Annotated in this window: 14 protein-coding genes; 4 read left to right on the forward strand and 10 right to left on the reverse strand. The window is 70.5% G+C overall.

Annotation, left to right across the window (positions count from 1 at the left end):
* Positions 1-142: 142 nt before the first annotated feature.
* The 4 genes from nosP (at position 143) to RA210_RS00895 (ending at position 5,373) form a co-directional block, all read left to right on the forward strand.
* The gene (gene nosP / locus RA210_RS00880) at positions 143-1,306 is read left to right on the forward strand and encodes a nitric oxide-sensing protein NosP (protein ID WP_178084079.1); all 1,164 of its coding nucleotides are present in this window, start codon (positions 143-145) and stop codon (positions 1,304-1,306) included.
* Positions 1,236-3,875: a hybrid sensor histidine kinase/response regulator NahK/ErcS' gene (nahK, locus tag RA210_RS00885; RefSeq protein ID WP_136490688.1), complete on the forward strand. Its 2,640-nt coding sequence runs from the start codon at positions 1,236-1,238 to the stop codon at positions 3,873-3,875. Before nosP ends, nahK begins: the two co-directional genes overlap by 71 nt.
* A 102-nt stretch (positions 3,876-3,977) precedes the next feature.
* Positions 3,978-4,631, forward strand: a complete 654-nt coding sequence (locus RA210_RS00890; protein WP_201485107.1) for a hypothetical protein — start codon at positions 3,978-3,980, stop codon at positions 4,629-4,631.
* A gap of 211 nt (positions 4,632-4,842) precedes the next feature.
* Positions 4,843-5,373 (forward strand): REP-associated tyrosine transposase, encoded by a 531-nt coding sequence (locus RA210_RS00895; protein ID WP_201485108.1) that lies wholly within the window; start codon positions 4,843-4,845, stop codon positions 5,371-5,373.
* A gap of 92 nt (positions 5,374-5,465) precedes the next feature.
* Here the strand turns inward: RA210_RS00895 and RA210_RS00900 are convergent, their stop codons facing one another.
* From RA210_RS00900 to nhaD, 10 genes are all read right to left on the reverse strand, one after another.
* A complete protein-coding gene (locus RA210_RS00900; RefSeq protein WP_201485109.1) occupies positions 5,466-6,131 on the reverse strand; it encodes a response regulator transcription factor in 666 nt (221 codons plus the stop codon).
* 43 nt (positions 6,132-6,174) lie between these two features.
* A complete protein-coding gene (locus RA210_RS00905) occupies positions 6,175-6,720 on the reverse strand; it encodes a PQQ-dependent catabolism-associated CXXCW motif protein (RefSeq protein WP_201485110.1) in 546 nt (181 codons plus the stop codon).
* Positions 6,721-6,872: 152 nt separating this feature from the next.
* Positions 6,873-8,126, reverse strand: a complete 1,254-nt coding sequence (gene yjeH, locus RA210_RS00910; protein ID WP_201485111.1) for an L-methionine/branched-chain amino acid transporter — start codon at positions 8,124-8,126, stop codon at positions 6,873-6,875.
* Between the two features lie 30 nt (positions 8,127-8,156).
* Positions 8,157-8,744: an IMPACT family protein gene (locus RA210_RS00915; RefSeq protein WP_201485112.1), complete on the reverse strand. Its 588-nt coding sequence runs from the start codon at positions 8,742-8,744 to the stop codon at positions 8,157-8,159.
* A 3-nt stretch (positions 8,745-8,747) separates the two neighbouring features.
* On the reverse strand, positions 8,748-9,785 hold the full coding sequence (gene rlmF, locus RA210_RS00920; protein ID WP_442963352.1) for a 23S rRNA (adenine(1618)-N(6))-methyltransferase: 1,038 nt from the start codon (positions 9,783-9,785) through the stop codon (positions 8,748-8,750).
* Positions 9,786-9,930: 145 nt separating this feature from the next.
* Positions 9,931-10,791 (reverse strand): SPFH domain-containing protein, encoded by an 861-nt coding sequence (locus RA210_RS00925; protein WP_201485113.1) that lies wholly within the window; start codon positions 10,789-10,791, stop codon positions 9,931-9,933.
* A gap of 25 nt (positions 10,792-10,816) precedes the next feature.
* Positions 10,817-11,260, reverse strand: coding sequence for an NfeD family protein (locus tag RA210_RS00930; protein ID WP_201485114.1), 444 nt, complete (start codon positions 11,258-11,260; stop codon positions 10,817-10,819).
* A 72-nt stretch (positions 11,261-11,332) separates the two neighbouring features.
* A complete protein-coding gene (locus RA210_RS00935) occupies positions 11,333-13,162 on the reverse strand; it encodes an SLC13 family permease (RefSeq protein WP_201485268.1) in 1,830 nt (609 codons plus the stop codon).
* A gap of 2 nt (positions 13,163-13,164) precedes the next feature.
* Positions 13,165-13,461 (reverse strand): winged helix-turn-helix domain-containing protein, encoded by a 297-nt coding sequence (locus RA210_RS00940; RefSeq protein WP_201485115.1) that lies wholly within the window; start codon positions 13,459-13,461, stop codon positions 13,165-13,167.
* Between the two features lie 11 nt (positions 13,462-13,472).
* Positions 13,473-14,831: a sodium:proton antiporter NhaD gene (gene nhaD / locus RA210_RS00945; protein ID WP_201485116.1), complete on the reverse strand. Its 1,359-nt coding sequence runs from the start codon at positions 14,829-14,831 to the stop codon at positions 13,473-13,475.
* Between the last annotated feature and the right edge of the window lie 86 nt (positions 14,832-14,917).

Genomic DNA, 14,917 nt, shown 5'->3' on the forward strand with positions numbered 1-14,917 from the left:
TCGTGCTTGTGGGCAGCCCTGTCACGCACGGCGGCGGACCCGACCAAAGAGGGGGCGCGGCCAGTACCCAAGTAGCATTAGCCGCCCGCGCGCGCCTTTCTAGAATGACCCCGTCTGTCTGTTCTACCGTTCCGGAGGCGACGTGGAAGAAGATCTGAACGACGTCGTCCGCACGGCCCTGTCCGAATCCAGCGATGCGGAAACCGTGGCCCAGGACCTGGCCCGCCAGCTGATGCATCCGCACCTGGGCTGCGTGCTGTTCTTCTGCAGCGCCGAATACGACCTGCCGGCGCTGGCCGCGGCGCTGGAGCAGTACTTCGGCGGCGTGCGCCTGGTCGGCTGCACCACCGCCGGCGAGATCACCCCCCAGGGCTACGGCCGCGGCTGCGTCAGCGCCATCGGCTTCGACCACCGCAGCTTCTCCATCGCCGCCGCGCGCATCGACGCGCTGGACAGCTTCAGCCTGCTCGACGCCCAGCAGGTGGTCGCCCAGCTGGTCGAGGAGTGCCGCGGCAGCCGCCTGGAGCCGGTGGCCGGGCACAGCTTCGCACTGACCCTGCTCGACGGCCTGTCCAGCCGCGAGGAGCTGGTGCTCTCGGCGCTGAACGCCGCCTTCGGACGCATTCCCCACTTCGGCGGCTCGGCCGGCGACGACAACCACCTGACCCGCACCCACGTCTACCACGACGGGCGCTTCCACACCGGCGCCGCGGTGGTGGTGCTGGTGCACACCGCGCTGGACTTCGAGGTGTTCACCACCCACCACATCCAGCCGCGCGAGGAGAAACTGGTGGTCACCGCCGCCGACCCGGCCAGCCGCACCGTTTTCGAGCTCAACGCCGAGCCGGCCGCGCTGGAGTACGCGCGCCTGCTCGGCGTCGATCCGCGCCAGCTCGACCTCGAGACCTTCGCCCTGCACCCGCTGGCGGTGCGCCTCGGCGAGCAGTACTACGTGCGTTCGATCCAGCGGGTCAACGCCGATCTCAGCCTGACCTTCTACTGCGCGGTGGAGAACGGCATCGTCCTCACCGCCATGCAGCCGGGGCCGCTGCTGCCCAACCTGCAGGCGCTGTTCGACGGCCTCGAGCAGCGCCTCGGCCCGCTGCTGCTGACCATCGGCTGCGACTGCTTCCTGCGCCGCCTGGAGGTCGAGGCGCGCGGGCTGGCCGCCGACACCGCCGCCCTGCTGGTGAACCAGCGGGTGATCGGCTTCAACACCTACGGGGAGCAGTTCAATGGCATGCACATCAACCAGACCTTCACCGGAGTCGCCATCGGCCGCCCCGGACGGGGCCTGTGTCGCTGAGCTGCGCGAGCGGCTGGCCGAGCTCGAGGCGCGCAACCGCAAGCTGGAGCGGATCAACGCCGCGCTGATCGAGCGCGTCGAGTCCTCCGGCCCGCAGGGCGCCGACGCCTACGCCGCCTTCCAGCACTCGGTGGTGCTCGCCGAGCAGGTGCGCGAGCGCACCGAGGCGCTGAACCGGGCGATGACCGAGCTGCAGACCAGCAACGCGCTGCTCAGCGAGGCGCGTGGCCGCGCCGAGACCGCCCACCAGCACCTGATCGACGCCATCGAGAGCATCTCCGACGCCTTCGTGCTGTTCGACCGCGAGCAGCGCATCCTGCTGTTCAACCGCCGCTTCCAGGCACTGTGGGGCGACCTGCAGAAGCGCATCCGCCGCGGCATGCGCCTGACCGAGGTGCGCCGCCTGGCGATCAGCTCCGGGCTGGTGGTCGAGGAGCACAGCGGCGCCGACCAGGAACGCACCCTCTACCGCCTGCACGACGGCCGCTGGGTACAGGTCAGCGAGCGGCCGACCCGCGAGGGCGGCCTGGTGATCCTCTACACCGACATCACCGAGGTGAAGATCCACGAGACCGCGCGCCGCGAGCAGGCGGTGGCGCAGAAGTCGCGCCTGCTGCAGCGCACCATGGACAACCTGTCCCAGGGCGTCGCGGTGATCAATGCCGAGGGCGAGCTGGAGCTGTGGAACGGCCGCTTCCTCGAACTCTCCGGCCTGGCGCCGATCGAGGCGCACCGGCCGTTCGCCGAGGTGATGGCCGACAGCGAGCTGAGCCTGCTCACCCCCGACAGCCGCGACGAGCGCGGCCGCCCGCTGCGCGAGCGCGAGCAGCGCCTCGGCGACGGCCGCGTGCTGGAGGTGCGCACCCACCCGATGCCCACCGGCGGCTTCGTCAACACCTACACCGACATCACCGAGCGCTACCGCTACGCCGAGACCCTGCGCGAGAGCGAGCGCTGGGTGCGCCTGATCACCGACCAGGTACCGGCGCTGATCGCCTACATCAGCGGCGAGCTCACCTACGAGTTCACCAACCGCGTCTACGACGAATGGTACGGCTGGCCGCGCGGCGCCATGCTCGGCCAGGCCATCCAGGCGGTGCACAGCGACGAGCACTGCCGCCTGCTCGAGCCGTACATCGAGCGCGCCTTCGCCGGCGAGAGCGTCACCTTCGAGGTGGCCGAGCGCAACCAGTCCGGCCAGGAGCGCTACATGCTGCGTTCCTACGTGCCCAACCGCCAGCCGGGCGGTGAGGTGCTCGGCATCTTCGTGCTGATCCGCGACATCACCGAGCGCCGGCGCACCGCCGAGGCGCTGCACCAGGCCTACCAGAACCTCGAGCGGCGCGTGCGCGAGCGCACCGCCGAACTGACCGCAGTGAACAGCCAGCTGCGCGAGGAGATCGACGAGCGCGCCCGCGCCGAGGCGCGCCTGCGCGAGGCCAAGCGCGAGGCCGAGCAGGCCAACCTGTCGAAGACCAAGTTCCTCGCCGCGGTCAGCCATGACCTGCTGCAGCCGCTCAACGCCGCACGGCTGTTCACCAGCGCCCTGCTCGAACAGCCGGTGCCGGCGCCCAGCGCCGGGCTGATCCGCAACGTCAGCAACTCGCTGGAGGACGTGGAGAGCCTGCTCGGCACCCTGGTCGACGTGTCCAAGCTCGACGCCGGGGTGATCAAGCCCGACGTCGGCGCCTTCGCCGTCGCCGACCTGCTCGACAACCTCGCCGCCGAATACCGGCAGATCGCCGCCAGCGAGGGGCTGACCCTCGACTTCGTGCCCAGCTCGGCGCTGGTCAAGAGCGACACCCAGCTGCTAGCGCGGGTGCTGCGCAACTTCCTCAGCAACGCCATCCGCTACACCGCCAGCGGCCGCGTGCTGCTCGGCTGCCGGCGCCGCCCGGGCGGGCTGTCCATCGAGGTGTGGGACACCGGCGCCGGCATCGCCCCGGACAAGCTCGGCGAGATCTTCCAGGAGTTCAAGCGCGGCGCCCCGGTGCGCGCCACCCAGGACCGCGGCCTGGGCCTGGGCCTGGCCATCGTCGAGAAGATCGTGCGCATGCTCGGCCACCGCATCCGCGTGTCCTCGCGCGAGGGCATCGGTTCCTGCTTCGCCGTCGAGGTGCCCTACGCGCGCAGCGTGGCGCGCCCGCGCGAGCAGAGCGAACTGCTGCCGCCGCCCGGCGAGCACCTGCAGGGCGCGCGGGTCTGGGTGGTCGACAACGACGCGGCGATCTGCGCCGGCATGCGCACCCTGCTCGAGGGCTGGGGCTGCAACGTGGTCACCGCGCTGTCCGGCGACGACCTCGCCCGCCAGGTCGACACCGTGCAGGGCGTGGCCGACATCCTGATCGTCGACTACCACCTCGACAACGGCCACACCGGCGCCGAGCTGGTCCAGGAACTCAACGCCCGGCGCAGCGTTCCGCTGCCGGTGCTGATGATCACCGCCAACTACAGCAACGACCTCAAGCAGCAGATGCGCGACCTCGGCCAGGTGCTGATGCACAAGCCGGTGCGGCCGATGAAGCTGAAGACGGCGATGAGCCATCTGCTCGAGCGGGGGAGGGGATAGGGGCGCCGTCGACGCGGAGCGCGACGGGAAGACGCCTGCAGTGCAGGACCTCGACTAGGATGAGGTGGTCGTTCCTCCACCGTCCACAGGAGAAGCAGCCCCATGCTCCCGACCTCCCTCAAGCGCGGCCTGGCGCTGGCCGCCCTGACCCTCGGCTGCAGCGCCTTCGCCCAGGCCGAGATGACCTTCTTCATCACCAGCACCGGCATGGGCAAGGGCGCCGATCTCGGCGGCCTGGCTGGCGCCGATGCGCACTGCCAGAAGCTCGCCGAGGCCGTCGGTGCCGGCGGCCACACCTGGCGCGCCTACCTCAGCGCCAGCGCCCGTGACGGCCAGCCGGCGGTGAACGCCCGCGACCGCATCGGCACGGGCCCCTGGCACAACGCCAAGGGCGAGTTGATCGCCCAGGACGTCGCCCAGTTGCACGGCGACAACCACCTCAACAAGGAAACCGGCCTCGACGAGCGCGGCATGCCGGTCAAGGGCCGCGGCGATGCGCCGAACATGCACGACATCCTCACCGGCTCGCAGGCCGACGGCACCGCCTTCGCCGGCGCGGAGGACCGCACCTGCGGCAACTGGACCAGCAGCACCACCGGCGCGGCCATGGTCGGTCACCACGATCGCAAGGGCCTGGACGACAGTGCGCCAGCGCGCTCGTGGAACTCCTCGCACCCCTCGCGGGGCGGCTGCAGCAACGAGGCGCTGGCGTCGTCGGGCGGGGCGGGACTGCTGTACTGCTTCGCGGCGGATTGAGCGGCGCGGCGGCACGCGCGGATTCACCCATCTGTGTGGCGGTGGTTGTGGCTACTTAGGGGACCATATGCCTCGTCGGCGGGAGCGTCCCGGCCCGGCGCACCCTACGAGGATGACGACGTCGTAGGGTGCGCCGTGCGCACCGTCACGGCATTGGTCGGTGCGCTGTTTCTATGCTGGCTGACGACATATGCCACGCGAGGGACATGGAATGTCCGAATATCGCCGCTCCCGAGAGGCGGGAGCCTTGTATTTCTTCACCGTGGTCAGTCACGGGCGCCGGCCGTTGCTGACCCGGCCCGACTTGCGTCTCTGCCTGCGCCGGGCCACCCAGGAGGTGCGTGAGCGCCATCCGTTCGCCATCCATGGCTGGGTGTTGCTGCCCGACCACCTGCATTGCCTCTGGCAACTGCCGGCGGATGATGCTGATTTCGGCCGCCGCTGGTCGATGATCAAGCGCAAGGTCAGCCAGGCGTGGCCCGATGGCGGTGCGCCCAGCCTGAGCCGTCAACTGCGCGGCGAGCGTGGGATCTGGCAGCGGCGTTTCTGGGAGCATTTGATCCGCGACGAGGAGGACTATCGGCGGCACATGGATTACCTGCACTGGAATCCAGTGCGCCATGGCCTGGTGAGGCGGGTCGCTGACTGGCCGTGGTCCAGTTTTCATCGTCTGGTACGTGAGGGGCACTATTCGGCCGACTGGGGTGGTGGAGGCGAGGTTGAGGGGGCGTTTGGTGAGTGAGGGGATGGCGTCTGGTGCGCACGGCGCACCCTACGGTTTTGCGCATCCTTGCGCGTTGCGGGCTGGGTAGGGTGCGCCATGCGCACCATGGCTCAGCGGCGCAGGTAGGCGCTGAAGTCGATGTCGCCGGCGCTGAGGATGGCCTGCACGCGGTTGTGCACGCCGAGCTTGCGCAGGATGGCGGAGACGTGGGCCTTGACCGTGGTCTCGGCGATGTCGAGGTTGTAGGCGATCTGCTTGTTGGACTCGCCCTTGGTCATGCGTTCGAGCACCAAGAGCTGCTTGCGGGTCAGCGCCTGCAGCAGCTCCGGCGGGATGCTCGGTTCCTCGTGGCTGGTGCGCCGCGGGCTCTGCTTGCTGGAGCGGATGATGTCCGAGGGCAGGTAGACGTTGCCGTTGAGGATCTGCTCGATGGCCTCGGTCATCTGCGCGCGCGGCGAGGACTTGGTGATGAAGCCGACCGCGCCGTAGGTGATCGCCTGCAGGACGATCTGCTTGTCCTCCTCGGCGGAGACGATCACCACCGGGATGGTCGGCGCCTCGTTGCGCAGGGTGATCAGGCCGTTGAGGCCGTGCATGCCGGGCATGTTCAGGTCGAGCAGGATCAGGTCGAGGTCGTCGTGCTCCTGGGTCAGGCTCAGGGCGCTGTCGAGGTCGGAGGTTTCCATCACCTCGCTGTCCGGGAAGCCGTCGGCGATGACGTTGTGGATCGCCTCGCGGAACAGCGGGTGGTCATCGGCGATGAGGATCTTGTACATGGCCTTCACCTGGATTCTTGTCGTTGTCGAATGGGGTGCCGGCTCAGGGCAGCGGCTCGGGGGTGGCGGCCTGCACCGGCAGTCCGGCCTGTTGCCAGGCGTCGATGCCGTCACGGTACCAGTACAGCCGGGTATAGCCCAGCGCGGCGGCACGCCTGCTGGCGTTCCACGACAGCCAGCAGTCGGACTTGCAGTAGAGCACCAGTGGCCGGGCGCGGTCGCCGCCGCTGGCCCGCTCCAGGTAGTGGGCGAAGTAGTCCAGCCACTGCGCCTCGGGGCGGCCCTCGCCGACGTTGGCCAGCCACAGGCTGCCGGGGATGTTGTGGTGGGGTTCGTCGCTGGCGAAGCGGCCATGCAGCCAGGGACGGCGGAACACGTCGATCAGCACCGGCGGCTGGTCGCTGGCGAGCAGCTGCTGCAGGGTGGCGGTATCGATGGTCTGCGCACCTTCCACGCTGGCCGGCGTGGGGCTGCGGTAGCGGTCCAGGCGGTAGCCATCGGCGGAGAACAGCGCTTCCTCGCCGGCCTGGGCGGGCAGCAGGCCCAGAAGCAGCGGCAGACAGAGCACGGCAGCGAGCAGTCGCGACATGGCTGGGTTATCCCTTGTTGTTTGCGACTATTTATCGGTCAGGCGCAGTGCTTTGGGAATCCTGCGATAGGGGGCAAGAGGCGCTACCAAAGTAGTAACCAGGGCAGGCCCGTTCCCAGCAAGCGCCCGGCGACGGCCTTGCCGCAGTGGATTCAGGTCGACGGCGTGGCCTGTCGGCGTCCGGCGTCGAGCAGCGCCAGCCCGGCGAGCAGGCCGAGCGCGTACAGCGCATCCGTGCCGAGCATGGCCAGCACCGCCGCGCAGAGCAGGCCGGCGAGCGCGGCGACGATCCGCCAGACGCCGCGCAGCAGCACCACGCCGGCAGCCATGCTGAGCAGGTAGACCAGCACGAAGTTGCCGTTGGCGTAGCGGATCAGCTCGTCGGTGGACAGCTGCAGCACGGCGGCGCCGACCGCGCACAGCGCGCAGGCCAGCACCACCAGCAGCAGCGCGGTGCCGGGCACGCCGTGGCGGTTGCGCCGGGCGAGGGCGGCGGGCAGCTTGCCCTCGTCGGCCAGGCTCCAGATCAGCCGGGCGAAGCCCTGCACGTAGACGTTCATCGAGGCGAAGCAGGCCAGGTAGCCGACCACCGTCACCAGCAGCTTGGCCTGCGGGCCGAGCAGCCGCTCCAGCAGCCAGGGCAGCGAGGTGGCGTTGCGCTGGGCGTCGCCGTAGGCGTCGAAGCTCAGCACCGCCACCGAGCAGGCCCAGTACACCAGGCCGGCGAGCAGCACGCCGAGCAGCAGCGCCAGCGGGAAATCGCGGCGCGGGTTGCGGAACTCCTCGCCCAGGTGGGTGAAGGCCTCGATGCCGACGAAGCACCAGAACATCAGCGCCAGCGCCGCCGGAATGCGCGACCAGTGCTCGCCGAGCGGCGGCGGCAGCGGATGGTCGGCGCGCGGCAGCTCGCCGGCCCACCAGATCAGCGCCACGGTGGCGAGGATGGCCAGGGCGATCAGTCCCTGCACGATGCCGGAGGCGCGCGCCGGGCGCTGGCCGAGGGCCAGCATGGCGGCGAGGGTGGCCAACTGGATGGCGAGGATCGCGCCGCGGTCGAGGTCGAACAGCGCCTGCCAGAAGCCGGTGGCGATCTGCAGCGCCGCCGGCAGGCCGACCGGCAGCACGGCGAGGAACATGAAGGCCACCAGCCGCTCCAGGCGGGCGCCGAAGGCGCGGCCGATCAGGTGCGGCGCGCCGCCGGCGTGGGGGAAGCGCCGGCCCAGCTGGGCGAAGGTGAAGGCCACCGGCAGCACCAGCACGATGAGCAGCAGCCAGGCCCACAGCGAGGCCGGCCCGGCCGCGGTGGCGGCCAGCGCCGGCACGGCGAAGATGCCGGTGCCGAGCAGCGAGGTGCTGAGCAGGGCGATGCCCTGCAGCAGGCCCAGTTCCTTGTTGAGACGACTCATGGGACTTCCGTGTAGAGGTGGAAGGGGGCGTCAGTCGCGGCGCACCAGCTGGATCTGCCCGCGGCCGAGGTCGCTGAGGCGCTGGCCCAGTTCGGCGAAGCGCTCGGCCGGCAGCGCCAGCTGCAGCAGGGCGCCATCGGCGTCGAAGGTCTCGCTCTCGATGCTCACCTGCCACTCAGCCAGCCGTGCCCTGATCCGCGCCAGTTCGGCGAACGGCACGTGACACTGCGCCGGCAGCCGCTCGACCAGCGCGATGCACTCGCCGCCCTGCAGGCATTTCGCCGCGCTGCCGCCGTAGGCGCGCGCCAGACCACCGGTGCCGAGCTGGATGCCGCCGTACCAGCGGATCACCAGCACCGCCACCTGGTCGCAGTCCTGGCCCTCGATGGCGGCGAGGATCGGCCGGCCGGCGCTGCCGCCCGGTTCGCCGTCGTCGCTGAAGCGGTACTGCGCGCCGCACTTCCACGCCCAGCAGTTGTGCGAGGCGGCGCGGTCGCCGTGCGCGGCGATGAACGCCTGCGCCGCCTGCGGGCTGTCCGCCGGGGCGGCGAGGGCGATGAAGCGGCTCTTGCGGATCTCCTCGCGGTACTCGCAGGGCGCGGCCAGGGTGAAGGCCATGGCTCAGTCCGCCGGGCGCTCGGCGGCCAGCCAGGCGGCGCGCGCGGCGGCGTCGTGGAAGCTCCAGGCGACGAAGCGGCTCTGCTTCTGCCCCTGGCTCATCGCCACCGTGCGGGTGGCCACGGCGCCGCATTGCCTGAGCGCCTGCTCGACCAGCGGCAGGTTGCCGCCCTTGGACACCAGGCAGGTGAACCACAGCACCTGGTCGGCCACCGTGCGGCTCTCGCCGATCATCCGGCGGACGAAGGCGATCTCGCCGCCCGCGCACCACAGCTCGTTGGACTGGCCGCCGAAGTTGAGCGCCGGCAGCTTGCGGCCGGGGTCGAGCTTGCCGAGGTTCTGCCACTTGCGCCGGCTGCCGGCGCTGGCCTCGGCGGCCGAGGCGTGGAACGGCGGGTTGCACAGGCTCAGGGCGAAGCGCTCGCCGGCCTGCAGCAGGCCGTGGAAGATGCACTGGGCATCCGCCTGCTGGCGCAGCTCGATGGCCTTGTCGAGGCCGTTGGTGCGGACGATGGTGCGCGCCGAGGCCAGCGCGGTGGCGTCGATGTCCGAGCCGAGGAAGCGCCAGCCGTATTCGTGGTGGCCGATCAGCGGGTAGATGCAGTTGGCGCCGCTGCCGACGTCCAGCACGCGCACCCGTGCGCCGCGCGGGATGGCGCCGCCGGCATCTTCGGCCAGCAGGTCGGCCAGCGCGTGCACGTAGTCGGCGCGCCCCGGCACCGGCGGGCACAGGTAGCCGGGCGGGATGTCCCAGTGGGCGATGCCGTAGAACTGGCGCAGCAGGGCGCGGTTGAACACCCGCACCGCGGCCGGGTCGGCGAAGTCGATGCTGTCCTTGCCGTAGGGATTGCGGATCACGAAGCGCGCCAGCTCCGGGCAGCCGCGGATCAGCGCCGGGAAGTCGTAGCGGCCCTGATGGCGGTTGCGCGGGTGCAGCTCGCCCTTGGCGGCCGGCGGGCGCGGCTGGGCGGCGGGCTTGCTGGCGCTGGGCCGGGGGCGGGCGGGGCGTTTCGGCGGCTGGGTCATGGCGGGGCGGTGCATCGGGCGGAAGCCTGGCATTTTCCCACAGCGGTGCAGTGGATGGGGCGGTTTCCGGCCTGTAGGGGCGAATTCATTCGCCCTAGCGTGGCATGCTGGCGAATGAATTCGCCCCTACAGTGGGTTGATCGCCGGAGGCGTGCGGCCCTCAGCGTCCGCCCAGCTTGCCGAGCAGGCCGCGCAGGGTTTCCTGCAGGTCGGCGGGCATCAGCACCACCTTGGCGTTGTTGCTTGCGCCGAGCTTCTCCAGCGAGGCGACGTACTTCTCGCCGAGCAGGTACATCATCGGCCCGGGCTCGTTGCCGACTGCGCTGGTGACCCGGCGGATCGCCTCGGCGGAGGCCTCGGCGAGCATCACCTGGGCGCTGGCGTCGCGCTTGGCCGACTCCAGGCGCGCCTCGGCCTCGAGGATCGCCGCCTGCTTCTCGCCCTCGGCCTTGGTCACCGCGGCCTTGCGCTCGCGCTCGGCGGCGGCCTGCATCTCCATGGCGCGCTGCATCGACTCCGAGGGCTTGATGTCCTGGATCTCCACCGACTTGACGGTCAGGCCCCAGTCCACCGCCTCGTCGGCGATGCTCTCGCGCAGGCGCGCCTTGATCTTGTCGCGCGAGGACAGCGCCTCGTCCAGTTCCATCTCGCCGACGATCGAGCGCAGGGTGGTCATGATCAGGTTGCGGATCGCCTCGGAGAAGTCGGTGACCCCGTAGACCGCCTTGACCGGGTCGGTGACCTTCACGAAGGCGATGGCGTTGGTGAGGATCACCGCGTTGTCGCGGGTGATCACCTCCTGCTCCTGCACGTCGAGGATGATGTCCTTGGTCACCAGCTTGTAGGCGACCCTGTCCAGGTAGGGGATGAGGATGTTCAGCCCCGGGCGCAGGGTGCTGTGGTACTTGCCGAGGCGCTCGACGATCCATTCCTCGCCCTGGGCGACCAGGCGCACGCCCTTGGCGATGGTGATGACGACGAATACCAGCAGGGCGATGCTGATGGCCAATCCTGCACTCATGTAGTTCTCCTTGCTGCTCTCGTGATCAGGCCCTGGCTACCTTGAGGTAGCTGCCTTCGATGGATACCACTTTCACCCGCTCGCCGGCCGGGATGTCCGACTCGGCCATGCAGGCCCACTCCTCGGCGCCGAGGATCGGCCGCTGGAAGCGCACCCTGCCGCGCTGGAAGGGCGCCACGGCGCCGACCAGCAGGCCCACCTCGCCGATCACCTCGCCGTCGGCGGTGCCGACCAGGGTCCGGTGCCGGCGCGGGCTGAACACCCGGAACCAGAGCACCACCATGGCCAGCGAGGCGAGGATCCACAGCAGCAGCTGGCCGCTCAGCGGCAGCTCGCCGGCGAGCAGGACGACACCGGCCACCAGCAGGGCGCCGAGGCCGAACCAGATCACGAAGAAGGCGGGAATCGCCAGTTCCAGCAGGATCAGCAGGATGCCGCCGATCACCCAGTGCCACCATTCGATAGCCATTGCACCTCCCTTGGCTGCGCTTGTCGACGCGAGGGTAGCAGAGAGCAGGCCGACAGCGCCCGCGCTGGCTGCTCAGAACGGGAACAGCCAGGGCACCAGCAGCACGCTGACCGCCATCACCAGCAGGGTGAAGGGCACGCCGATGCGCACGAAGTCGGCGAAGCGGTACTCGCCGGGGCCGAGCACCAGGGTGTTGACCGGCGAGGAGATCGGCGTCATGAACGCCGCCGAGGCGGCCAGCGCCACGGTCATGGCGAAGGGCGCCGGGGCGGCGCCGAGCGCCTCGGCGCAGGCGATGGCCACCGGCGCCATCAGCACCGCGGTGGCCGTGTTGGAGATGAACAGGCCGACCAGCGCGGTGACCGCGAAGAGGATGGCGAGGATCGCCCGCGGCCCGGCGTCGCCGAGCACGGCGAGCAGGCCCTGCACCGCCAGGTCGATGCCGCCGGTCTTCTGCAGGGCGAGGGCGAACGGCAGCATGCCGACGATCAGCAGCAGGCTCGGCCAGTGGATGGCGCGGTAGGCGCCGTCGAGGTCGATGCAGCGGAAGGCGCCGAGCAGCAGGCAGCCGAGCAGCGCGGCCAGCACGTTGGGCAGCAGGCCGCTGACCATCAGCGCCACCATCACGGCGAGGCTGAACAGGGCGTGCGGCGCGCGGCTCTGCGCCGGCGCCACCTCGTCCACCTCGGCCGGCAGGCCGAGCACCAGGAAGTCGCGGCTGAGGCCCTGCAGGCGGCGGATGTCCTTCCACTTGCCAGCCACCAGCAGGGTGTCGGCGGGCTTGAGCGTCTCGTCGACCAGCAGGCCTTCCAGCGCCTGGCGGTTGCGGCGCAGGCCGATCACGTTGAGCCGGTGGCGGCTGCGAAAGCCCAGCTCCTGGATGGTCCGGCCGGGCAGCCGCGACTCCGGCGGCAGCACCACCTCGGCCAGGCCCAGCTCGCGGGCGTGCTCGGCGTAGTAGGAGGTCGACAGGGCGACCGGCTCGAGGCCGAGGTCGCGGTACTCGCCGGCCGCGGCGATGGCCGGGCTGACCAGATCGACCAGCAGCAGGTCGCCGCCGCGCAGCTCGCTGTCGGCGCTGGCGGGCAGCAGCTCGCGGCCGAACGGGCGCTGGCGTTCGATGCCGATCACGTTGATGCCGTGCCGCTTGCGCAGATGCAGGCCGTCCAGCGCCTGGCCGGCCAGCGGCGAGTCGTGGCGCAGGCGCAGGCGCCGTTCGCGGCCGCGCAGGTGGTAGTCGTGCACCAGCTCGGCGATGCTGCTGCGCGGCTCGCCGCTGTCCGTCTCGCTGCCGGCGCCGCCCAGCCAGCGGCGCACCAGCAGCAGGTAGCCGATGCCGAGGGCGAGGACGGCCAGGCCGATGGGGGTGAAGCTGAGGAAGGAGAAGCCGGCGTGGCCGGCGCGCAGCAGTTCGCCGTGCACCACCAGGTTGGGCGGGGTGGCGACCAGGGTGAGCATGCCGCTGATCAGTCCGGCGAAGGCCAGCGGCATCAGCAGCCGGCCCGGGGCGATCCGCTGGCGGGCGGCGATGCTCAGCACCACCGGAATGAACAGAGCGACCACCCCCGTGGAGCTCATCAGCGAGCCGAGGCCGGCCACGCAGAGCATCAGCAGCACCAGCAGGCGCGCCTCGCTGGCGCCGGCGCGGCGGCTCAGCCATTCGCCGAGGCGGTAGGCGATGCCGGTGCGCACCAGCGCTTCGCCGACCACGAACATGGCGGCGATCAGCACCACCGCCGGATCGGCGAAGCCGCGCAGCGCCTCGCCGATCTCCAGCACGCCGCTCAGCGGCAGGGCGACCAGCATCAGCAGGCCCACGGCGTCCATGCGTGGGCGGTTGCGCACGAACAGCAGCACGGCGAGCAGCAGCAGGTCGAGGACCAGCCACAGCTGCAGATTCATGCTCACGGGTAGCCCAGCACGCTCTTCAGGCGCGGCAACTGGGCGGCGACCCAGTCGCGGTCGATCGGCCCCCAGTCGCGGATCGCGTAGCGGCCGGCGTTGTGGCGTTCGCCGGCCTCCTGCTCGAAGGTGCAGTCGATGTCCAGTTCGGCCAGCGCCGCCAGGGTGTCCTGGGCGGTGCGCCGCGGCATGCCGGTGGCGGCCATCAGCGCCGGCACGCTGGTGGCGGTGCCGCTGTCGATCAGCCAGGCCACGTACAGGCGGCGGTAGAAGCTGCTGCGGGTCTTGCTGAGTTCCATGGGCGTGCTCCTCAGCCGAGCGCCAGCATGGCGAGGTAGGTGGCGGCGCCGGCGCTGTAGCCGAGGAAGGCCAGCAGGCTGACGCGCTTGAGGTACCAGACGAAGCTGATCTTCTCCATGCCCATGGCCGCGACGCCGGCCGCCGAGCCGATGATCAGGCTGCTGCCGCCGGTGCCGGCGCAGTAGGCAAGCATCTCCCAGAAGGTGCCGTCGACCACGAACAGGCCGAGCCAGGCGCGGTCCGCGGCACTGGCGGCAGCTACCGCCTCGGGGCTGGCCAGCGGGTACATCTTCATCGCACCGGCCACCAGCGGCACGTTGTCGACCACCGCCGAGAGCAGGCCGATGGCATAGTTGATGGCGTAGACGTTGCCCAGCGCATCGCGCAGCAGGGTGGCGACCTGGGTCAGGTGGCCGGCGGTGGCCAGGCTGGACACGGCAAGCAGGATGCCGAGGAAGAACAGCACGCTGGGCGTGTCGACCTTGCGCAACACGCCGACCACCGACAGCGGGTGCTTGTCCTCGGCGTTCTTGCCGCGGTGCAGCACCTCGGTGACCACCCAGAGCACGCCGAGGCCGAACAGGATGCCCATGTACGGCGGCAGGTGGGTGACGGTCTTGAACACCGGCACGAACAGCAGCGAGCCGAGGCCGAGGGCCAGCACCAGGTTGCGCTCGAAGTCGGTGGTCGGGTTGCGCCGGCCCTCGACGGTCTCGCGCGGCCGCGGCCGCGGCGCCTCGCCCTTGAGGCGGAAGCTGAGCACCAGCAGCGGCACCAGCAGGCACACCAGGCTGGGCAGGAACAGGCCGGTGATCACCCCGGAGGCGCTGATCTGGTTGCCGATCCACAGCATGGTGGTGGTCACGTCGCCGATCGGCGACCAGGCGCCGCCGGCGTTGGCGGCGATCACCACCATGCCGACGTACAGCCAGCGCTCGGGGCGGCCGCGCACCAGCTTGCGCAGCAGCGAGACCATGACGATGGTGGTGGTCAGGTTGTCGAGCACCGAGGACAGGAAGAAGGTGATCAGGCTGACGATCCACAGCAGGTGCACGCGCTTGCGGGTCTGGATGCGGTCGGTGATGACCTTGAAGCCCTCGTGGGAGTCGATCAGCTCGACGATGGTCATGGCGCCGAGCAGGAAGAACAGGATCTCGGCGATCTCGCCGAGGTGGTGGCGCAGTTCGCCGACCACGCCGTGGCCGGCCGCCTCGGCGGCGGGCAGGATGCTGTCGGCGCCCATCACCAGGGCGGTCCAGCACAGCACGGCGGTGAGGATGGCCGAGGCGGCCTTGTCGATTTTCAGCGGGTGTTCGAGGGCGATGCAGAGGTAGCCGACGATGAAGATCAGGGCCATCCAGGCGTACATGGGCGGGCTTCCGGTGGGTCAGTGGACGGATTGTTGTTTGGAGCTTTTTCGCAACTGGCGGCGGAGCATGCCTGATCCCGGGCGGC

This window comes from Pseudomonas sp. OF001, assembly GCF_904426495.1.
In the GTDB taxonomy this organism is placed as follows: domain Bacteria; phylum Pseudomonadota; class Gammaproteobacteria; order Pseudomonadales; family Pseudomonadaceae; genus Geopseudomonas.